Genomic DNA, 18912 nt, shown 5'->3' with positions numbered 1-18912 from the left:
ATGAATATGTTTGTCGAGTTGCAGGAAACCGTTTTGGCATCGCGAAGTTAAGGAAGTGAATTTTCAAAATATTTCTCTACAAAGGAGCGTGTAAACACATGAGTAAAATTCCAGGGTTTCGGTCGGGCAAAGTATGGAAGAAAATCGTAGCGACTATCGGGTATCTGATTATCATCTTGATTATTTATGGGGTGATTAAAGGAGACGGTTCGAGTACCTCCACATCATCAACGATCGCACCGACATCGCAAGCCTCAAGTGGTCCCACTGTTGCACCAACTACATCCGCTTCTGCTTCAAAACCGGCTGCAACTCCGGCTCCGGCTCCTGCTCCTGCTGTGAAGACGTACAAGGCGGTGAAGACGTACAAGGCGGGGATGTATAAGATTAGCGGCGACATGCCAGCAGGGGAGTATGTGCTAGTTGCCAGTGGCAGTATGAGTTACTTTGAAATAGACAAAGATTCAACCGGTCAAATGAACAGTATCATCGCGAACGATACCTTTCAAAACAGATCGATTATATCAGTAATCGACGGTCAGTATTTGAAACTCAACGGTTGTACAGCGTATGCTTTCAATGATGCCTCCAAAATTCAACCATCTGACGGGTTGTTGCCTGAGGGAATGTACAAGGTGGGAGTAGATCTACCTGCAGGGGAATACAAGGTAGTTCCTAGCGGGAATATGTCCTATGTAGAGGTGAGTAGTAACAGTTCTCACGCCATGGGTAGCATTATTTCAAATGATATTCTTCAGGGAGAGAGTTACATTACGGTTAAGAATGGCCAGTACTTGAAGCTCAGTGGTGCACAGATTAAAGTGAAGTAGGTTAATATTTCTTCCAGACGCCCGACAACATTGAAGACTGAGATTTTTACTTAGTCTTTTTTCTTTTTTCTCAAGGTATTCCAGGCCATCTTTAGGAAGTTGATTATATCCTCTTTGTCTTCATCATCTAATGGTGCGCCGTCAAAGTTGACGCGGCTATTGCGAAGTATTTGTTCGAGTTCAACTTCGGTGGGCTCGTTATCGCGGTCGAAGATGCTCTCGGGGGTGGCAGCGGTCGGGATGTCCGTGCGGCCAAGGAGAAAGTCGGTGGTGACGCCGTACAATTGAGCTAGAACTTTAAGTGTATTGAGATCGGGTTCACTAACATTATTTTCGTAACCCGATAATGTTTTATGATTAATATTTGTTTGTTGCATAACTTGGATCTGAGTCATTCCTTTTTTTACGCGGGCATTCTTTAGTCTTGAACTCAAAGTCTCGCTCATAATTTCACCCCGACCATATAATACCATTATTCTGAGAAGATAAGAGCAAAGTCTTAGAATCTTAGAATTAGCTCTTGACATCTTAGGAAATAAGAACTAAAATAGACCCATAATCTTAGATACTAAGAATAAAGGTGGTGAGTCTGTATGAAAATATATGAGAAAATCAGATTTTATAGGTTGAAGAAAGGCATTACTCAAGCTTGGGTAGCAAATAAAATAGGAATTCATCCAAAAACGCTAAACGGAATTGAATTAGGAAGGCAACGACTTACGGTAGATATGTTTGAACTTATTTGCCGCAAGGCCTTTGGTGCTAATCCAGCAATTTTTTTTGAAGATGAACTCTTAGAAACTAAGATTATTTCTGAAGATGTTTCTGAATGCAAAGCCGCTATCTGAGAGGAGGGATCATTGAGTGAACCAGGTGCGCTGCAACCGTTGCAACAAGAAACTTGCTGAATTTACGCTTCGGGGTTTACTCGTATTGTCAATCAAATGCCCCAAATGCGGAAACCTGGTGTTGGTGGAAATCAAAGTGAAAGGAGATTAGAAATGGAGCAGTTAGAAAATGTATCTGCGGTACCGGAAAGGACACATATGTCGGTAATGCTTTTGCCACAGGAAGCAGCGGATCTTATGAAGTGCAGCCGGTGGACCATCTACGAGCTGGTGAAGCGAAAGAAGCTCCCGGCCACAAAGATAGGGCGAGGCATCAGGATCCCCACTAAAGCAGTTATGGAGTTCATCAATACCGGTGGGGTGGAAGTGCTCACAGGGAAAGGAGCATAAGAGGGGAGGTGACGCCATGTCCTATGAAATCGTCCCAAATCCGCGGGGCTATTACGAACTCTGGGTGGACGGGAAGTTTATCGGGAACTTCGATAGCCCAGAGGAGGCCAGGGAAGAAGTGCCAGCGGCGTAAGAAAGGAGGGAGTAAACATTGGCACCAATTAAATCGTTTATCAGAATCTGGCTAGACAAATACGGCTCCAGCCTTGACTGGGAGGCCAAGGCAGAGTTAAAGAAAGCTATTGAGCTAGAGTTTGAGAAGCTCCTTGTAGTCAGCCAATCTTTCAGCAAGACGATCTTTGAGGACTCATTTGCTTCAAAAAATGACGAATAGGAAGGAGGGTACATACGCATGCAACGCATCAAGAAGCTCCTACGCGCCGCCGTCCGCGCCCTCATCGGCGAACAGCGCATCCGGGAGAGCGTCCGTAGGATCCGGAAGCAGCGTCAGGAGCAAAGTTGGAAAGTGACCTACTTCCGGGCCGGGCAAACCATCCGTCGGGAACCAAAACGCTGGCCGGAGTCGGTAAGCTAAACATACTACTGCACGCGGCGGAATCCAATCCGCCTTTGTTCCGGGGTTTCGGATGGACAAGCATTATGTTTCCGGTGAGAAATATGAAGGGAGCAATAAGAAATGAGATGGTCGGAAGAACAAACGGCTAAGCTCAAGGAGCTTTGCTTGGAGGGTTTAAGCAATAAAGAGATCGCCGCAACTCTTGGATGTCGCGTGGAAGATGTCTACAACAAGCGCAGCCAGCTCGGCATCACAATTGACAAGTGCAAGGGGATGGCGCCCAATCCTGAATTTGAGGCGGCACTACCCAAACCCAAGAAGCGTGGGATGCATAAAGACGTGAAGCAAGCCTTCGATGCATTGAACAATTCGCTGTTGGTCGCCGTGGCCAGGGATGAGACGAGCATTGAGCAAGCCAAGACATACAGTGCTCTCAGTCGATTAGTCCTGGACATCAAAAACACCTTCGATGCACTGATTTTAGATGAGTGAGCGACATGCTCAGGGTAGTTGTGAGTATGTTACTGGTTCCAGCCCTGATCTTAATATGTCTAAACATCGCGGTTGCGCCCGAATTGTCGGCAAAGGTTGATGCTAAACGTGAGTCTGTTCAGATTAGCCGGGGAGAGACTGAACCCAAGATCGAAAAGCGGATCATGACCATTACTGCCTACACCAAAAATGATCCCGGCATGGATGGACGGGGCATAACCAAAAACGGAGAGCTTGTCAAAGAGGGCAGAACCATAGCAGCCGACGAGAGCATCCCATTCGGTACCGAGATCTACATTCCTGCACTTGGGAAAACGTACACAGTTACGGACAGGGGCGGGGACATCAAAGGCAACCGGCTGGATCTATTTATGGAGAGCCGAGAAGCAGCATTCGAATTTGGAGCGCAGGAGCTGGACGTATTGATAATCTACACATCGGGAGGAGGTGAGTACATAAATGAGCATCGGACAAGTGATTAGAGAAGCCCGGATAGAATATGATCTCTCCTTAACAACTTTGGCTGCAAAGCTCTACATCGGCAAATCATCCCTCAGTGATTATGAGCGCGAGCGGATCCCAGCACCAGCCGAAGTGCTGACTGGCCTGACACAAACTATCGACAGCCACCGGCTGGCAATGGCCGTGGCCTATGAGGCGACCGGGGGAGCTGCCGGAATGGTCTGGTTGGATGGGGATGTAGATCTACATCGAGCAGTAGTCAGAGATAAAACCATTGAGGAACTCGGGGAGGCAATGGAGCACCTGAGGCAAGTGGCAGTCCTGAATCCTCCGCGAACTGTAACTGAGGATCAGAGGGAAGCCATTGCCGACAGCCTAATGGAGCTCATGGATTCCCGGACGGCCATCGACGTTTGTATAGACGTTTTCTGCCGGGAATATGGGATTAGCCCTATGAGCATCAAAGAAGCCCACCGACAGAAATTAGAAAGCCGAGGCTATATCAAACCCCGGCCAAAAAAGAAAGCAGCTCTGATGAGCCGCTAAGGAAATTGCTTATCAGGATTATACCACAAAAGAGAGGGGAATGTGAATAAGTGGGAAAGAAAGACGTCCAGGTCGTTGATTTAGCCAAAGAAGGGATTCTTTTCCCGTGTGCGCCTGATGTATGTCAGGAGTGCGCTGTCGATCACAGTCCAGAGATGCCACATAACGCCCAAAGCTTGTATTACCAATACAAATTCTATCAGCAACAAGGACGCTGGCCAACCTGGGAAGATGCGATGGCTCATTGTGATGAAGATGTTAGGGAGATCTGGAAGCAATCCCTTAAGGAACTTGGTATCGAAATATGAAAAGAGTCTAAGGAGGGGGTACATATGACCGGCCAATGCTTATGTGGACAAGCCATACGTTTCGCATACCACCGCAAAACTGCGCGCTGCCGAAAGTGCGGCGTGCGATGGGAACGGGATTCAGACGGATTTTGGGCAATAGGCTTTAGGGCGGTCATTTTCACTCCCAAGAAAGGAGTTCAAAGGGATGAAGCGGGGAATATTCAGCTTTTCAGGGAAGGCACGGGAGCTTTTGGCTCTTATTAAGACGGGGAGGTCATTTTCACACCTCTTATCGTGACCGGGGATAAGTCTCAAAGGCTTAAACTAGCCAGGAATAAATAAATGAGAGCGAGGAAAAAGAAATGTCAGTACCACAAGAGCAAGTACAAAAACAAACACAAGAGTTGGCAGTCCTGGGGGATGGCAAGGTTTTCGTTAAGCGTACAGATAGCGGCATGGTCAAAGCGGTTAAGGCACAAATGAAGCTTGAGGAAAAGAAAGGCCATCTGGCCGAGGTATCGGGCAAAGTCATGATTACGGCCGGCGGATATAACGAGCTCAATAAAATTGCCGGAATCTCAATTATTACTCCTGATAAACTGACTCTCCCCGACGGAAGCGTAGTAGTAAATCCTTACCCCATTATTGATCCAGAGTCAGGTACCATCTCAAAAGTATGGGTCAAGAAAATGGCAATCGGGTTGAGCCCAATCGGCAACCTCACAATCACCAGTTCGACACTGCTTTATGATATTCAAATGTATTTCATTCAGGACCTGGTCAAAAAAGTTCAATATAATTCTGCAGCTGGCCGGATGTGTCTCAAATCCATGTTGACTGATACGGAAAAACAAAAAGGTGTCTTTTATCAGATTGAAGGTGACTTAGGGGTGTGGGCTGATTTTAGCAATAAGGAAGTACTTAAGGCTATCGAAACCTTCGTACAAAATAAACTCTTTGCTGAACGCAAAGCCCAAACAATAGCTGAACGTAATGTCATGAAAAAACACCCGGCGCTTAGTATGGTTTATGTGGATGCCCAAGGCCCGGAAAAAGGGAAAACTGCGATGGTACCAGTGATAGGCTTTACCCATGATTTCTCGAAAGAAGAACTCCTGGATATTGCGCAGAAAGCAGCGGATGGTGAGCCTCTTACTCTTAATAACAAACGAGTCGAAATTATTGAGAATACCGAAGTTGCCACCGAGGAGGATGCTGTAGCTGGAACAGAAGTAGAGGAGGGCGCCCAGGATTCCCTCTTTAGTGGAGGTAGCCTTTTGTGATCAAAGAGATAACCATGTGCGATATCAAGGGGCAGACAAAGTCCCAGGCTCTGACTGGTAAAGACATCATCGTTGGTCCCAATGGCGTAGGCAAGACCACGCGGATACAGGCTCTTGGGATCTCTCTTCTCGGATATGTACCCGGAAAAGGGAAGCTGCCGGCAGAAACATTTAAGTTGGCCAGCTCCGATCATATGACCGTCGGATTAGTGACGGATCGATTATCCTTTGCCCGCACTTTTACCCGTTCGGAGAAGAGCGGTAAGGATGGAGCCAACAATGTGACGGTTTCACAGGAGATCACTCTCTCGCCTAGTCGGGGGGAGAAAAAGGCAGCCGATAAGGAGGCTCGGATCGCAGTCGAGGTTGGGAGCTTTCCCGTAATGTTGGATTTTAACGAATTCCTCACTCTATCTGATACCAAGCGTCGTGAATTTATTTACAGTCTTTCGGCAATTCGGACGGAAACATGGGATCGATCTAAGGTAATGAGCTACCTCACGGAGCATTTGCTCACAACCGAACTTGAGGTCAATAATCCGGACCAATACCGGATTATGGTTAATCTCATCAGCGATGCCATGAAGCAGTATCCGGAGAGCTATGATATTCAAGCCGGTCTGCAGGCGATGATCGACTGGGCCAAGGCCAAGCAAACGCATTGGAACGCTGAGAAGAAAAATGCAGAGGGTGCTGTAAAAAAGCTTGCTGACCTGAAAAACCAGTTAACTGAGACTGACCGAAATATTGTCCAACATAAAGCCGAACTCGAGGAGCTGCAGCAACAGCTTACCACAGTGGAAGCACAGTTAGCCCAGGATCGAGAGCGCAAACGCATTATCGATCAGCGAATGGCCCGGATTTCCGAGCTTCAAGAGGAAATCAAGAAGCTCGAGAACACCATTATTGATGACAATATGGAGGAGCTTGATAAAGCTATCAGTGAATGGCAGGGCCGGATCCGGGAACGCGATACTGGATCATTCATGAAGGCCCAGGACAAATTACTCGAAGTAACCAATAGCCGCCTTGAAACCCTTCGCAATCAGGAACGAGAGATCAATCTGGCCCTGGCTCAAGTCCAGGCCAATCAAGAAGTACTGCGGCAAACGCTGGCAAAAATCGAAGAAATCCAAAACAACAGAACACAAGGCCAGCAGTCAGTATGCGTGATTCATCCCAAGATTGGTTGCGATAAAGACTTCTCGCGGGCGCTTGATGTTTTCCAAAAAGAAATAGATCAACTGGAGCACCGTAAAACGGATCAAGAGCTGGCACTTCAGGAGCTGACCCAGGAACGGAAAATGCTCGAAACAAACAAAGCTAATATTGAGGTAAAGAAAAATGCCATCCTCCGCGAGCAGTCTGAGATTAACCAGGCGAATGAAACAGCTAGGAAGGCCATTGCCGAGTTGGAAGGGCAGAAGTCGGCAATGGCTAACGCTCGGGCCAGGTGGGATGATCAAATCCGGATGCTCCGGACAGAATTGCAGCGCCTGCAAAATCAACCGGCGGAACCTATTGCACCACTGGATATTCTCGAAAAGCAGAGGGAAGGCATTCGAGGGCAGATCACAATAATAAAAGTTAAGCTTGAGGAACAAGAAAAAGCCAAGACCACTCTCAGTAACCTCAAGTCCAGCATGATTGATTCCAAGACTGCTACTTATCATGCTCAAAGCTTAAAAGATTTGTTAGATTCATTGGGTGCCAAAGGCTTACAAGGAGAATTGGTCAAAGGAATTCTCGAACCAATCCGCTCCGACATTCAAGCTAATCTGGGTATTATGGACATCGACCGGGAATTCTACTTCTCCACCGAATCGGATACGGGGAAGGAAGTCTTTCAATTTGGCTGGCGGGACCGCTTTGGCGAAGAACGCAATTTTGATGCTCTCAGCACTGGCCAGCAGCTCCTACTCCTTATTGCTATGCTGGTTACTTTCCTGGATAGGGCTAATCCGCCACTGAAAGTCTTAGCTATTGATAACATAGAGAACCTGGACCGCGCAAACTTCCGCCGGGTACTGATCGGTATGGACAAGCTCTCAGGCAAATTAGATAACATCATCCTCTCTGGCGTGGTTGATGTTTACGAGCACCATTGGATTGCCGGCACGGAAGAAAAGACTTTGCTCCCGGAGCTCAAAGAATGGGGTGTCACTGATTTAGGCATCGAGACCATTGGGGAGGTGAAGCAAAGTGCCTAGTCTTCTTGATGGATTAAACGAGCAGCAGCTGCAGGCGGTTATTTCCCAAAATCCGGTGATCCTCTGCTTGGCCGGTGCCGGATCCGGAAAGACCCGGGTCTTGACTCATCGCATGGCTCATCTTCATCAAGAACATAGGGTGGGTACCAGCAACATGCTGGCGCTTACCTTCACCCGATTGGCGGCTAAGGAAATGAAAGAGCGGGTTATGCAGCTGGTAGGGATAAGCGAGGGACAGAAGCTGACTGTAGGGACATTTCATAGTTTCTGCGTCCGGGTGCTCCGGGAGTTGGGCAATACAGTTGGCTTGGATTCCAATTTTACCATTTATGACGAAGATGACCGGACGGCCATTATCCGTTCCTGTATCGATGAGCTGGGTTATAAGAAAGTCAAGCTCCAGGATGTCTTGGATAATCTTTATTCGGAGATTGACGCGGACTTACCGGTAGCTAAGGTGGTGGCAGAGTATCATAACCGTTTGGCCAGGAATAATGCAATCGACCTTGATGGCCTACTGGTCTCGACGCGGGATGTTTTGACTTTCGACCAGGCGCAGCGGGAACTGCAGAACCGGTACCGGTATGTTTTTGTCGATGAGTTTCAAGACACTAACGATATCCAATTCGAAATAATCCAGCTGCTCAACCCGGAGAACCTCTTTGTCGTCGGTGACGATTTTCAAAGCATCTATGGTTGGCGGGGGGCAAACGTCCAAAACATTATCGAGTTTCCCGACCGGCACCCGGGATGTGAAGTGATTAAGTTGGAGCGAAACTACCGCTCAACACGCGAGATCGTTACCGCAGCCAATGAATTAATTGGCCACAATGAAAACCAAACGAAAAAGGTGTTGATCAGTGATCGGCCGGGGGATCCCATCATAAGGGTAACGGTCCGGAATGAAGAGATTGAAGCTGAACTTATCGCCGACGAGATAGCCCGGAAATTCAACTTTGGGAATTGGTCAGATATCGCCATCCTTGCAAGGACTAACCGGCAACTGCTGGTCATCAAGGACAACTTAGACAGACATCAGATTCCCGCCCAAATTGTCACCAACTCCGATGATGTTTTCAAAAAACCTGATATCCGAAGCCTTACGAACCTTATCGAGGCAGCGCTCAATCCAGAAAACGACACGCTTGTTCGAAGAGTTGTGAACTTTCCTGAAATCAGAATAGCAGATCTAAGCCTTTCAATTCTTGACTATAGATCCATCGAATCTGGAAAAAGCCTAATGGAGACCATGAGGTCATCTAGCATTTCAGGGGCAATAGATTTCTGCCAACTTCTCGATTTAATTAAAAGCTTCACCGAGGAAGCGGACACTGCAATTGAATTAATCAAAAGAGTAATGTTGCTTATTGGATTAAATAGTTATTACCTCTCTAAGGATCTGGCCAACCGCGCTGAAAATCTGAAGAAAATGCTGGAGGAAGTCAAGCGCTGGCAGAGTGTCCAAGATGAATTAGGCGAATCGGTTGGTATATATTACTTCCTAAAATGGCTCAAGACAAAGGACCTTCAGGAAAAATTGGTTCAGGAAAAAGTTGATGCAGTGAAGCTTATGACGGTTCACGCTTCCAAGGGCCTTGAATTCCCGGTGGTGTTTGTGGTCGGGATGAACCAAAATACCTTCCCCAGCCATAAAGCAGATGATTTGGAAGAAGAGCGCCGCCTGTTCTATGTATCGATTACTCGGGCGAAGGATCGCCTGTACCTTACCAGGCCTGAGCAAAAGCCAGCTTATCCCCGGGGACCAATAATTACACAACCAGAAAGTCAGTTTATCCGGGAAATACAGGTCGAGCCCGCTAAAGAAGCCAGTAAGCCATTAGAAAAGGCGGTGGGGTTCGAATGGCTGGATTAGCCGGGCGCAAAATGCCCAACCGATATACTAAAAACTCTGTTTCCAAGGCCACGACTCAGTGCAAATGTCTAAGCTGTGCGAAGCCCATGCGGGATACAATGGACGGATTGAATGTTCTGATCTGTGGCGGGGAGGCTTGCTTTCTGAATTGCGAGAGATGTACTGAGCGGCCGCATGGATGCGAGTATAAGCCTAGGGTAGGGATGGTGAGCTAATGGGCGCGAAGAAGCAATATGGCGCAGCGGACAACTACGAGCAGAAGCTGTCCAGAGTCATGGAGCGTCTAGAAATCAAGGACTTCAACTACAATTTTGATCGCTTTGGCTGCTGGGTGGAATTCAGGTACCGGAACCAACTTTACCGATTCGAACATAGTATCGAAAAGGCTAAGGCCCGGGGAGTTGAACTAAGATATGGCTCTGACGCATTCGCGCAGGTCGTGCTGGCGCTGGAGGATCTGGCGCGTATGGTCGAGCGTGGGATCTACGAGCTAAGCACATGGGTGGCGGGAATGAAATATCTCCCGCCCCCGGTGGAAGTGCCGAGTTTCTTCCGGTTCCTTGGGTACGAACAGATCCCCGCGGGCCCGGAGGACGTGAAAGAACGGTACCGGCAGCTGGCCAAGACGATGCATCCGGATGCCGGCGGAACGGAAGAGGATTTTATGAAGCTTAGAGACGCGGCTGAAAAAGCAATGAGATATTTCGAACAGTGATTACCCGAGCAATCGCTTTAGCAGCCCCATAAACTCCCCTGTATCCGTGACGATCTCAAGATAAGTTTGGTCCTTGGGATCGTCTGGGTACATCGCAAGAGTAAGTTTACCGGGTTCGCCTTCGAAAATCTCAAGTACATTCTTGTCATCGGATATTTCAAGTTTAAGTATTCCGCCCATGCCAGCACCTTCCTTAGTTCTATTAAGCCCTGGATGCGCGGAAATATGCGGGGGGAGAAAAATCGTGAGTAAATATTACGTTTACCGTTGTACACATTGCGAAGTGAAATTTGCGGTTGACCAGGAATTTGAGGATCACGCCGTTGTCGATTGCCCGTTATGCCATATTGATGATTTTCTGGAGGATGTTGGTGAGGCGGTAGATGTGGAATGATTCTCTTCAAACCCGAACATGTTGAACCAATCCGCAAACGCGAGAAAACCCAAACCAGGCGGCGTGGTAAATGCCGGTGGAAAGTCGGTTCTATTCGCCAAGCCAAATGGGGTGGTCGATTTTGAGATGGTGGAGGCGGTATGATGGCAAGCATTCATCCTCCCTTATATCACCAACTTCGGAGATGGGCATGGGAAGAATATTGTTCCGGAAACACGAATAAGGCCTTCCGGATTGCGGATGTGAGCCTTCGGGTGAGCGTGAGGTATTGGAGATGGAAAGAAAGGCAGGAGAAATTATGAATAAGCTTGAGCGCCTGACAGCAAGAAGCCCTAAAAACAACATGGTGTATTTAGTCAATGTAAAAAATGATGAACAAGCTTTGGAGGGTTCCTATAATACTCTCTTATGTGTTCGGGATGCATTTGAGAGGCTCGCACTTTATGAAGAAACCGGATTAAGTCCAGATGAAGTAGCTGAGCTTGCCAAGGGCAAAACGGATAATTGCTGGATATCTGTAAGTGAACAATTGCCAGAGGAATACACAATGGTATTGGTCTCGGATGGAGATGGCATATTTAGAGCGGAGTATATGGATGGCAATTGGCACGGCATTCCTGATAATACTGGATTTATTACAGAATCAATCACCCATTGGCGACCATTGCCTGAACCGCCTGAATCAGAGATAGGGGGCGGGAAAGTTGGCAAAAAGAGATCTGGCCGCTTATTGGATGGCCGAGAATGGGATGAGATACCGGAGGTGCAACGATGAGTGAACCCTGCCCAATCTGTGGTAGTACCAACATAGTCCCGACCGGAACGTGTGACCAATGCCGGAACTGCGGAATAAAGCTGGGGTGCGGATAAGGAGAGAAAGCGATGTTAGAAAATGCGATTAGCAAACTGAAAACCGAAATGGACTCAAATAAAAGCAATACTTACGTTCAGGTTGTCGGAGGCTTCTTGCTCCAACATATCAACTGCCATCCTCAGGATGCCGAGAAAATCATGGTTACTGAAAAAACGATCGGCAAGAGCCTAGATGAGATGCGTAAGGTAGCCGAGAAAAAAAAGTCCGGCAATTGCGCCGTGCTTACGGATGAGGAAGGCTTTGAGGTTGTGCTTAAATACTTTGGGATAAAAGGGAAACCGGCATCCATGACTGATATCGCACCAGCGCCGGCAGAGCCAACAAAACAAACTCCTAGCTTTGATATAAGGCTGGAAGATTTGTTATAAGGGAGGTTGGCTGATGCTTTATAAGAAAGAGTTGGAACAAATACCTATTCAGAATTACCCGGGCCTCCCACCGAAAGAGAAAAAATCAGATAAATATGTTGCCTCTATTCAGGTTTTAAACCTGGAGAGATCCGGTAAAATCCTTTTCATTGATATCTTTCTCAGAGAGGATAAAAACCTGAAGCTCCGCTTTGTTTCAGACGGGAAATCCTTCCTGGCCTGCCGAGAATGGCCGGCTAAACAATGGTGCAAAAATATACCCAGCAATCTTCTTGAAGATTCATGGTCGAGCAGCTGGGATATTGACGCCTCAGAGCGCGATATCAAGCTTGCCCACGAATTCTTAAAGATTAGACAAGAGTCATGGCGTTACAGGCCGGGAATCATAGATGAGATGGACTACTTTGCAAAAGGAATTAATGCAGAGAAACAAGCACAGGCAATGGATAGAAAGTATTCCAAAATGAAATCGCACTTCGCAATGTTTCCGGACTACCCGCCTGATCTTAAAAAATTCTGCGAAACAAACGTCTTTGGATTCACGTATATTTTCATCTCAAAAATTCAAAAGGGGTCCAGGAAAGCGGCCTGTGGCCACTGTGGTCATGAATTTGTGGTACCCAAAGAAGAAAGAACAGGTGGTAACGGATCCTGCCCCACCTGCCAAATGAAAGGCAAATATCGCTCAGGATGGAGAAGCGGTGGACCAACGGATAAGGCCCAAATATGTATTGCTTATAATGTCCGGAATCAGCTATTGATCCGATGGACTAAAATTACCCGAACTTATATCGAGGGTGAAGTCCGCTATTCATTTGAAGATTACTATCGGAATCTCTATCTTAAAACGCCTAAGGGGCCAGTCATTTATGCCTATAAATATCAGTCCATAAACGCTTGGGGCTGGGAGTGGTACCGCCAAAAGAACGGAACTGTTCATTACGGTGAATCATTCGTCTATACGAACAACCTAACAGAAGTTTTCGGGAACCCTTACTACCGTGTTGATCTGCAAGCCGGCCTGAAAGGTTCTGGTAAGGTCGACTTTATGTCATTACTAGACAATCTTAAAAATACTCCGGCCGCTGAATATCTTTTTAAGCTTGGCTTAATAGAATTGGCAGCAAGACTATGGCAATTTGATTTATCCAAAGGCATTGGTTTCTCGGGAATGCTTGGTGTCAGCAAACAGTATCTCCCCATGTATCGGAAATACAACGTTACTCCAACTGAACATCAAATCATTAAGCTGTCAAAAACCTGGGTCAATGAGTCTTTATTTGAGAAGCTGCGCCAGTTGGATCCATACCCTTATGAAATTCAGTATATTTCCAAGATGCTTCAATCCATGTCATTTGAGCGATTTGTCAATTATTTTCATAAACAGAAGCAGCTTGGGAGACGCAAGGAACAATTTGGCTATTACTTAAGGCTCTATAAAGACTATTTGAGCATGTCTGAAACCTTAAAGGTTGATTTATCCAGGAAATCCGTACGATTCCCTAGTGATCTTCAAGAGGCTCATGACCAGATTGTGGCTCGCTTTAACCTGATCAAGGCGAAGAAGGAAGATAGGAAGTTCAAGCAGGCGATTAAAAAGCTGTATGTAGGCATGCCAGATTTCTATAAAGGCGATTTTTGTATTGTCTATCCACAGCTGCGCAGCGACTTGGTTAAGGAAGGTCAATCCCTAAAGCATTGTGTGGGCGGTGAGCACTACTGGAAAAGCCATATGGCCGGAACACGGATGATTTTTTTTGTGAGAAAAATTGCAGAGCCTAAAGCTCCGTTCTTCACGCTGGAAATCGATATGAAAAATCTGATGATTGGGCAGCTGTATGGATTCAGTAACAAGCCTGCGCCGCCGGAAGTGCGGAAATTTGCTAATGAATTTCTGAAGAGGTTGAAACCAAAGAGTCAGGAAAATAAAGTCCGGATAATGGTCCCGGCATAAGAAGGAGGATCTGCGATGAACGAACTAATCATGGAGAGATCACCGTCCCTTATCGCAACTGAGATAAACAGTATCAAAGAGCAGACCCGCAAAATGGTTCTCTTCAACAGCATTGAAATTGGTCGCCGCCTTGCTGAAGCCAAGTCAATGCTCCCGCATGGACAGTGGGGTGAATGGCTTGAAAAATCAGTTGATTACTCTCAAAGCACTGCAAATAATCTCATGCGAATATTTGAGGAGTACGGTTCCAATCAGTTAGCGCTTTTCGATAATAATGCAAAATCCCAAGCGCTTGGAAATTTGAGCTATACCCAGGCTGTGGCTCTTCTCGGGCTCCCTCGAGATGAAAGAGACCAGTTCATTAAGGAGCATGACATAGACAGCATGTCTACACGTGAACTGCAGCAGGCGATTAAGGAAAAACAGGAACTGGAGGCCAAGCTTAGGGAGATTGAGTCCAACTGGGTAAGGGACAGGAAGATTGCTGATAACGCAAAACGCATAGCTGAAGAACAAGCCGAGGAGGCTCGGAAATTACTTGATGAAAAGCAGCAAATGGAATCAGATCTGCGTGTTACAGATAAAGTTCTTCGTGATACTCAAGCTGATGTAAAAATGCTCCAAGAGGCACTGGAAAAGGAAAAGCATCAATCCAAGGCAGAAGTCGAGCGTCTGGCCAACTTATTAAGAGAGGCGAAGGCAAATGGTGCTTCGGATGAAATGTTGGCGCAGCTGCAGGCTGAACTCAAAGAGGCTAAAACACAAGTAGAGAGACTTACCGAAGAATTGAAACAGCCAATTGAGGTCACGGCCGCACCGATTATCGAAAGAGTGCCGGAAGAGGTTGAACGTGAACTCGAGGAACTTAGGAAAAAGGCACATGAGTTTGAAGCAAGGCCTGATCAGCGAGGCAATGAGGAGATTCTCAAGTTCAAGGTTTATTTTGATTCATTGGTTAAAGGATTTAACGACCTATTAAAAGCACTGGCAGAGATCACTGATCATGAAAAGCGTGAGGAATATAAAACCGCTGTAAACAAACTCATTGGAAAGATGTCTGAACGACTGTAATTAGTGTCATGGGAGGGATATCGGTGGCGCGCACACGAAACATTAAACCCAGTTTTTTCGATAATGAAGAATTAGCTGATCTACATCCTTTGGCTAGACTGCTTTTCATTGGGCTCTGGGGTCAGGCTGACAGGGAAGGCCGCTTGGAGGATAGGCCCAAAAAGATCAAGGCAGTCATATTGCCGTATGATGATTGCGATGTGGATCAGTACTTACAGGAACTTCACGAATCCGGCTTCATCCTACGCTACGAAGTCGAAGAGAAGCATTACATACAGATCATAAACTTCTCAAAACACCAGAAGCCGCACCCAAAAGAAGCGCCCAGTGAAATTCCCTCTCCTTCTGCCGTGAAAAGTCACGGCTCAACCGTGGAAAGCCGTGAAAATTACACGGCTAGTAACGGAATTTCCGGAACGAGTCAGGCTTACAATCCTTATCCTTACATTCCTCATCCCTTATCCTTTGACTTGGATAATAACAACAACAACGCGCGTGAGGAAGTTGCTGCAGCTGCGCAGGGAATTAGCGAAAGTGTTACCGAAAGCCAGGAAAACGTGCTCGAAACCGGGGAAAGTGTATCAGAAAATACCGTAAGCGTGGACAAGCCTAAGGATATCGGAACCGAGGCAGTAGCTTGGGCTGAGAAGCATTGGGGCCGGATGCTAGCCCCAGGAGAAGCAGACACAATTATCGGCTGGTGTGATTCCTTTGTATCCCGTGAGAGCCCTGAACCCGATAGTCTTGTCGTCGAGGGACTTAGACAGTGCTTGGCTGCCAATGCACGTAATCTAAATTATCTCCGTGCCATCATGATTGACTGGCTTGATAACGGAGTATTGACTGTCGATCAAGTAAAAGCCCGGGAAACAGAGCGTGCTAGCCAAAAAGAACACAAGCGACGAGGAAAAACCGCGCCGGCACATGCGAATTCCCGGGGGCAGCCGAGCCCGGATAAGTACGAAAACTTTTATCTCTGACGAGGTGATCATATGTTAAGCGCGGTAAAATGGGACGCAAGGGTAAATCTGGGTCCGCAGCTTTCGATCTGGATTTGTGTGCCGGAGCTTCCGCCAAGCCTCAATGAGTGGTCGCGGAAGTTTTGGACGGAGAGGCATCGTATAGTGCTTGAAATGACGAATAATCTCAGGCTCCTGGCGCTAGCCAATAAAATCCCCAGGATAGAGAAGGCACAAGTGCAGCTTGTGTATTACTTTCGTTACAACCGGCGCAGGGATCCGGACAATTATGCACCCAAGTTTCTTTTGGACGGCCTGAGAAAGTCCGGGATAATCGCGGAGGATAACGCGCAAGTGCTTAGGCTGCCACAGCCAGATTTTAAGGTGGACCGACTGCAGCCGCGAACGGAAGTTTGGATAACGGAGTGGGAGAGGTGATCAGGTTGAAGGCAATTTCTTTACTGCAGCCATGGGCTTCCTTGATTGCGACGGGAGCCAAGAAAATTGAAACCCGCAGCTGGGCGACAAGGTACAGAGGGCCGTTAGCAATTCACGCATCGAAGAAATGGACTTCGGAGCAGTTTACATTATTGAGTTTTTGGCAAATACAAGGTGGATTGGCCCCACTGGTCGGAGAAGCATTAGATTTTACCGCGAAATCATGGCCTGGAGTGGACGAAAAGCGTTTACCGAGAGGATTTATTATCGCCACATGCGATTTGGTTGACTGTATACCGACCGATGATTTAACTCAAAAGCAGATTGGGACCGATCTTCCGTTTGGTGACTTCAGCCTAGGACGTTATGGTTGGATCTTAGAAAACATCAAGCCCTTAGAAAAACCGGTGCCAGCCAAAGGTGCACTGGGTTTATGGGAGTGGAAGGAGAATTAAGATGTGTAATTGCCGTCAATGTAAAGGACAAGCCTGCCAGTGCGCTGGGTGCAAAGATAAAGCGGAGTGCGCTTACACGCGTGTAGACGAATGCCGGTGGGAGAGGATTAGAGGGGCGGTGAAGAAAGAATGACAAATTCAATTCAGACCGCTAGGGATTTTCTCGATACACTGAACACCATCGAAAAAGACTGGGACACCTGGGTCGATGATCTGAAAACATGCGAACAAGAAATACAAGACCTACTGCACGAAATTGAGCTCACTAAGTTTGACGCCTGCCGAGGCTATCAACTCTGTAAACAACTTCAACAGGTACGGCAGCGCCGGCGGAAGCTAAAAGATCAGATGGAGATCAATAGCCATCTAAGGGATTTTATAGATTGCAATAAGCAGCTGAAGATTAGTCTGTTTAAGGTGTTGTCCAGTATGAAAAAAACTGAGGAGTACCAGAGCCAGAGGATATATACGCCTAGAGTAAGAACAGATCTGTCACTAGCTGAAAAATTGGGATAAAGGAATAACTAAGAGGAGGGAAAGGGCTTGGACGGAGCAGTTGCCAAAAGAGAAAAACCGGAGTGGTACCGGCTGACGGTGCGTCGGTTCTCGAATTATCCTCTGGATAAGGTGCGTCTGGAAAACAAGCTAATGGAGTTAGAAGTGCGTTTTCCAAGTCAAACGACTCATGTCAGTCTAAGCCCGGGCCATTCCTCGGGAGCCGTAGGAGATCAGACAGGCGGTTATGCCGGCCAGCGTTGGCAGCTGGAGCAGGAAATCGGCTTCCTCAGGATGAAGAACATGCAGATAGAGAAAGTGTTCGCTACCTTTAGTAAAGAAGGGAAAGAATTAATCAGACTTAAGTACATGGAAGGATACATGAAGGATTGGCAGATTGCGAAGGAACTCAATATGGCTGTAAGGTCGTATTACCGGGAAAAGGATAAGTTGGTGGCAGCGTCGGCAGTGATGTTTGGTTATGTTACGCAGGAGCAAATTAGTTTTGAGGAGTTGGGGTGGAGGGAATAAAGGAGATTAATTTTAAATGGCGAAAACATACATTACCAAAGTTTAATTTAAGCTTGGGGTGTATTGATGTGGAATCGCTTGAGCTTCAACGATATTATCACGGAATTCTATATCATTATTCGGATGCGCAATCGCTAATGAATATATTTGATTCTAAAGAATTTTGGGTTTCTCGTGGTGACTTTCTAGATGATAGTTCTGAACTGAAAAAAGTTCCGGAGATTTTGCATGAACTTAGTCAACAGATTAATAAGGAAATTGCAGCGGGTTTATTAAAGGAGTTCTTAGAATGGAAAATACATTTGTACATATTATCCCTATCATATAATGCCGATTCTTTAATACTTTGGTCAAACTATGCCAAGTTTAATGGATATAATATTGGTTTAGACATGTCTATCTTAAATAATCTGGCTGAAACGCAAGCCTTAAGAATGAAATATAAATTATTTCATGGCATGGTTATTTACGATCCCAATAAACAGAAAGAGATTATTCAAGGTGAAATAAATAAACTTTGTGGCAAATGGAAGGGACAACTCACTGTAGAATTTTTCGCAGAGATAAGAGAAACGTGTACACGTTTATATCTTTATTCTCCATTTTTCAAAAGTCATCATTTCTGGCCAGAGCAAGAGTATAGATATGTATTCTGGCCTGATATACCAAATATCGAGGATAATCTTGTTAATTATAGAGTCAAAAACGGAGTATTTATTCCATATATCGGAATTCCACTAATAAGGGATTTAACCACAAAAGAAGAGGGAATACCATTATCCGTGATAACTGTCGGACCTAAATTACATCCAGAAATAGCAATGAGTGGCATGAAAGAGTTTCTAATGAAAAATCATTATCCACAAAATGTAGTACCAACTGAAATAAAAATTAGATAGCTTGGCAGTAAATTGGCA

The 18912-nt window shown here is 46.4% G+C and carries 27 protein-coding genes; 24 read left to right on the top strand and 3 right to left on the bottom strand.

Annotation, left to right across the window (positions count from 1 at the left end):
• The first annotated feature begins 98 nt into the window (after positions 1–98).
• Positions 99–830, top strand: coding sequence for an Rv1352/Rv1906c domain-containing protein (locus tag ACYQ2N_RS07650; protein ID WP_459998579.1), 732 nt, complete (start codon positions 99–101; stop codon positions 828–830).
• Positions 831–880: 50 nt separating this feature from the next.
• On the opposite strand, the gene ACYQ2N_RS07645 is transcribed toward ACYQ2N_RS07650, so the two are convergent.
• Positions 881–1276 carry a helix-turn-helix domain-containing protein gene (locus ACYQ2N_RS07645; RefSeq protein ID WP_459998578.1) on the bottom strand — a complete coding sequence of 132 codons (396 nt, stop codon included), beginning with the start codon at positions 1274–1276 and terminating at the stop codon, positions 881–883.
• A 147-nt stretch (positions 1277–1423) separates the two neighbouring features.
• Between ACYQ2N_RS07645 and ACYQ2N_RS07640 the strand changes: the two genes are divergently transcribed.
• The 3 genes from ACYQ2N_RS07640 to ACYQ2N_RS07630 all read left to right on the top strand — a co-directional run bounded on the left by ACYQ2N_RS07640 (position 1424) and on the right by ACYQ2N_RS07630 (position 2402).
• Positions 1424–1678 carry a helix-turn-helix domain-containing protein gene (locus ACYQ2N_RS07640; RefSeq protein ID WP_459998577.1) on the top strand — a complete coding sequence of 85 codons (255 nt, stop codon included), beginning with the start codon at positions 1424–1426 and terminating at the stop codon, positions 1676–1678.
• 153 nt (positions 1679–1831) lie between these two features.
• Complete coding sequence (locus tag ACYQ2N_RS07635; RefSeq protein WP_459998576.1) at positions 1832–2068, top strand: helix-turn-helix domain-containing protein; 237 nt, start codon at positions 1832–1834, stop codon at positions 2066–2068.
• Positions 2069–2219: 151 nt separating this feature from the next.
• Positions 2220–2402: a hypothetical protein gene (locus ACYQ2N_RS07630; RefSeq protein WP_459998575.1), complete on the top strand. Its 183-nt coding sequence runs from the start codon at positions 2220–2222 to the stop codon at positions 2400–2402.
• 39 nt (positions 2403–2441) lie between these two features.
• Here ACYQ2N_RS07630 and ACYQ2N_RS07625 read toward each other — a convergent pair whose 3' ends face one another.
• Positions 2442–2663, bottom strand: a complete 222-nt coding sequence (locus ACYQ2N_RS07625; protein WP_459998574.1) for a hypothetical protein — start codon at positions 2661–2663, stop codon at positions 2442–2444.
• Positions 2664–2705: 42 nt separating this feature from the next.
• Between ACYQ2N_RS07625 and ACYQ2N_RS07620 the strand changes: the two genes are divergently transcribed.
• The 9 genes from ACYQ2N_RS07620 (at position 2706) to ACYQ2N_RS07580 (ending at position 10456) form a co-directional block, all read left to right on the top strand.
• A complete protein-coding gene (locus ACYQ2N_RS07620; protein WP_459998573.1) occupies positions 2706–3077 on the top strand; it encodes a GcrA family cell cycle regulator in 372 nt (123 codons plus the stop codon).
• A 26-nt stretch (positions 3078–3103) separates the two neighbouring features.
• Entirely contained in the window at positions 3104–3559 is a 456-nt protein-coding gene (locus ACYQ2N_RS07615) for a 3D domain-containing protein (protein WP_459998572.1), read from the top strand.
• On the top strand, positions 3537–4085 hold the full coding sequence (locus ACYQ2N_RS07610; protein ID WP_459998571.1) for a helix-turn-helix domain-containing protein: 549 nt from the start codon (positions 3537–3539) through the stop codon (positions 4083–4085). The genes ACYQ2N_RS07615 and ACYQ2N_RS07610 overlap by 23 nt, the downstream gene beginning before the upstream one ends.
• Before the next feature lie 50 nt (positions 4086–4135).
• The gene (locus tag ACYQ2N_RS07605) at positions 4136–4393 is read left to right on the top strand and encodes a hypothetical protein (protein ID WP_459998570.1); all 258 of its coding nucleotides are present in this window, start codon (positions 4136–4138) and stop codon (positions 4391–4393) included.
• A 24-nt stretch (positions 4394–4417) separates the two neighbouring features.
• Positions 4418–4639, top strand: coding sequence for a hypothetical protein (locus tag ACYQ2N_RS07600; protein WP_459998569.1), 222 nt, complete (start codon positions 4418–4420; stop codon positions 4637–4639).
• Between the two features lie 98 nt (positions 4640–4737).
• Positions 4738–5658 carry a hypothetical protein gene (locus tag ACYQ2N_RS07595; RefSeq protein WP_459998568.1) on the top strand — a complete coding sequence of 307 codons (921 nt, stop codon included), beginning with the start codon at positions 4738–4740 and terminating at the stop codon, positions 5656–5658.
• Positions 5655–7868 (top strand): AAA family ATPase, encoded by a 2214-nt coding sequence (locus tag ACYQ2N_RS07590; protein ID WP_459998566.1) that lies wholly within the window; start codon positions 5655–5657, stop codon positions 7866–7868. Before ACYQ2N_RS07595 ends, ACYQ2N_RS07590 begins: the two co-directional genes overlap by 4 nt.
• Entirely contained in the window at positions 7861–9741 is a 1881-nt protein-coding gene (locus ACYQ2N_RS07585) for an ATP-dependent helicase (protein ID WP_459998565.1), read from the top strand. The genes ACYQ2N_RS07590 and ACYQ2N_RS07585 overlap by 8 nt, the downstream gene beginning before the upstream one ends.
• A gap of 214 nt (positions 9742–9955) precedes the next feature.
• Positions 9956–10456, top strand: coding sequence for a J domain-containing protein (locus tag ACYQ2N_RS07580; protein ID WP_459998564.1), 501 nt, complete (start codon positions 9956–9958; stop codon positions 10454–10456).
• Here the strand turns inward: ACYQ2N_RS07580 and ACYQ2N_RS07575 are convergent, their stop codons facing one another.
• Positions 10457–10636: a hypothetical protein gene (locus ACYQ2N_RS07575; protein ID WP_459998563.1), complete on the bottom strand. Its 180-nt coding sequence runs from the start codon at positions 10634–10636 to the stop codon at positions 10457–10459. It lies immediately after the preceding gene.
• Positions 10637–10700: 64 nt separating this feature from the next.
• Between ACYQ2N_RS07575 and ACYQ2N_RS07570 the strand changes: the two genes are divergently transcribed.
• The 11 genes from ACYQ2N_RS07570 (at position 10701) to ACYQ2N_RS07520 (ending at position 18894) form a co-directional block, all read left to right on the top strand.
• Positions 10701–10850 carry an FmdB family zinc ribbon protein gene (locus tag ACYQ2N_RS07570; RefSeq protein ID WP_459998561.1) on the top strand — a complete coding sequence of 50 codons (150 nt, stop codon included), beginning with the start codon at positions 10701–10703 and terminating at the stop codon, positions 10848–10850.
• A 298-nt stretch (positions 10851–11148) separates the two neighbouring features.
• On the top strand, positions 11149–11625 hold the full coding sequence (locus tag ACYQ2N_RS07565) for a DUF551 domain-containing protein (RefSeq protein WP_459998560.1): 477 nt from the start codon (positions 11149–11151) through the stop codon (positions 11623–11625).
• A 107-nt stretch (positions 11626–11732) separates the two neighbouring features.
• Positions 11733–12092, top strand: coding sequence for a hypothetical protein (locus ACYQ2N_RS07560; RefSeq protein WP_459998559.1), 360 nt, complete (start codon positions 11733–11735; stop codon positions 12090–12092).
• A 13-nt stretch (positions 12093–12105) separates the two neighbouring features.
• On the top strand, positions 12106–14046 hold the full coding sequence (locus ACYQ2N_RS07555) for a PcfJ domain-containing protein (RefSeq protein WP_459998558.1): 1941 nt from the start codon (positions 12106–12108) through the stop codon (positions 14044–14046).
• Positions 14047–14061: 15 nt separating this feature from the next.
• Positions 14062–15117 (top strand): DUF3102 domain-containing protein, encoded by a 1056-nt coding sequence (locus tag ACYQ2N_RS07550; protein ID WP_459998556.1) that lies wholly within the window; start codon positions 14062–14064, stop codon positions 15115–15117.
• Between the two features lie 23 nt (positions 15118–15140).
• A complete protein-coding gene (locus ACYQ2N_RS07545) occupies positions 15141–16097 on the top strand; it encodes a DnaD domain-containing protein (protein ID WP_459998555.1) in 957 nt (318 codons plus the stop codon).
• Positions 16098–16109: 12 nt separating this feature from the next.
• Complete coding sequence (locus ACYQ2N_RS07540; protein WP_459998554.1) at positions 16110–16514, top strand: RusA family crossover junction endodeoxyribonuclease; 405 nt, start codon at positions 16110–16112, stop codon at positions 16512–16514.
• A gap of 5 nt (positions 16515–16519) precedes the next feature.
• Positions 16520–16969, top strand: coding sequence for an ASCH domain-containing protein (locus ACYQ2N_RS07535; RefSeq protein ID WP_459998553.1), 450 nt, complete (start codon positions 16520–16522; stop codon positions 16967–16969).
• 129 nt (positions 16970–17098) lie between these two features.
• Positions 17099–17485: a hypothetical protein gene (locus ACYQ2N_RS07530; RefSeq protein ID WP_459998551.1), complete on the top strand. Its 387-nt coding sequence runs from the start codon at positions 17099–17101 to the stop codon at positions 17483–17485.
• 27 nt (positions 17486–17512) lie between these two features.
• A complete protein-coding gene (locus tag ACYQ2N_RS07525) occupies positions 17513–17995 on the top strand; it encodes an ArpU family phage packaging/lysis transcriptional regulator (protein ID WP_459998549.1) in 483 nt (160 codons plus the stop codon).
• Positions 17983–18894 (top strand): DUF2971 domain-containing protein, encoded by a 912-nt coding sequence (locus tag ACYQ2N_RS07520; RefSeq protein WP_459998548.1) that lies wholly within the window; start codon positions 17983–17985, stop codon positions 18892–18894. Before ACYQ2N_RS07525 ends, ACYQ2N_RS07520 begins: the two co-directional genes overlap by 13 nt.
• The last annotated feature ends 18 nt before the right edge of the window (positions 18895–18912 follow it).

It is taken from the genome of Paradesulfitobacterium aromaticivorans (assembly GCF_054657415.1).
Note: the sequence above shows the minus strand (reverse complement) of the source record. Positions and strands in the feature narration are given on the sequence as shown.

Coding starts and splice junctions, on each gene's coding strand:
- ACYQ2N_RS07650 (WP_459998579.1), top strand. CDS start 99: ATGAGTAAAATTCCAGGGTTTCGGTCGGGCAAAGTATGGAAGAAAATC.
- ACYQ2N_RS07645 (WP_459998578.1), bottom strand. CDS start 1,276: ATGAGCGAGACTTTGAGTTCAAGACTAAAGAATGCCCGCGTAAAAAAA.
- ACYQ2N_RS07640 (WP_459998577.1), top strand. CDS start 1,424: ATGAAAATATATGAGAAAATCAGATTTTATAGGTTGAAGAAAGGCATT.
- ACYQ2N_RS07635 (WP_459998576.1), top strand. CDS start 1,832: ATGGAGCAGTTAGAAAATGTATCTGCGGTACCGGAAAGGACACATATG.
- ACYQ2N_RS07620 (WP_459998573.1), top strand. CDS start 2,706: ATGAGATGGTCGGAAGAACAAACGGCTAAGCTCAAGGAGCTTTGCTTG.
- ACYQ2N_RS07615 (WP_459998572.1), top strand. CDS start 3,104: ATGTTACTGGTTCCAGCCCTGATCTTAATATGTCTAAACATCGCGGTT.
- ACYQ2N_RS07610 (WP_459998571.1), top strand. CDS start 3,537: ATGAGCATCGGACAAGTGATTAGAGAAGCCCGGATAGAATATGATCTC.
- ACYQ2N_RS07600 (WP_459998569.1), top strand. CDS start 4,418: ATGACCGGCCAATGCTTATGTGGACAAGCCATACGTTTCGCATACCAC.
- ACYQ2N_RS07595 (WP_459998568.1), top strand. CDS start 4,738: ATGTCAGTACCACAAGAGCAAGTACAAAAACAAACACAAGAGTTGGCA.
- ACYQ2N_RS07580 (WP_459998564.1), top strand. CDS start 9,956: ATGGGCGCGAAGAAGCAATATGGCGCAGCGGACAACTACGAGCAGAAG.
- ACYQ2N_RS07575 (WP_459998563.1), bottom strand. CDS start 10,636: ATGGGCGGAATACTTAAACTTGAAATATCCGATGACAAGAATGTACTT.
- ACYQ2N_RS07565 (WP_459998560.1), top strand. CDS start 11,149: ATGAATAAGCTTGAGCGCCTGACAGCAAGAAGCCCTAAAAACAACATG.
- ACYQ2N_RS07560 (WP_459998559.1), top strand. CDS start 11,733: ATGTTAGAAAATGCGATTAGCAAACTGAAAACCGAAATGGACTCAAAT.
- ACYQ2N_RS07555 (WP_459998558.1), top strand. CDS start 12,106: ATGCTTTATAAGAAAGAGTTGGAACAAATACCTATTCAGAATTACCCG.
- ACYQ2N_RS07550 (WP_459998556.1), top strand. CDS start 14,062: ATGAACGAACTAATCATGGAGAGATCACCGTCCCTTATCGCAACTGAG.
- ACYQ2N_RS07540 (WP_459998554.1), top strand. CDS start 16,110: ATGTTAAGCGCGGTAAAATGGGACGCAAGGGTAAATCTGGGTCCGCAG.
- ACYQ2N_RS07530 (WP_459998551.1), top strand. CDS start 17,099: ATGACAAATTCAATTCAGACCGCTAGGGATTTTCTCGATACACTGAAC.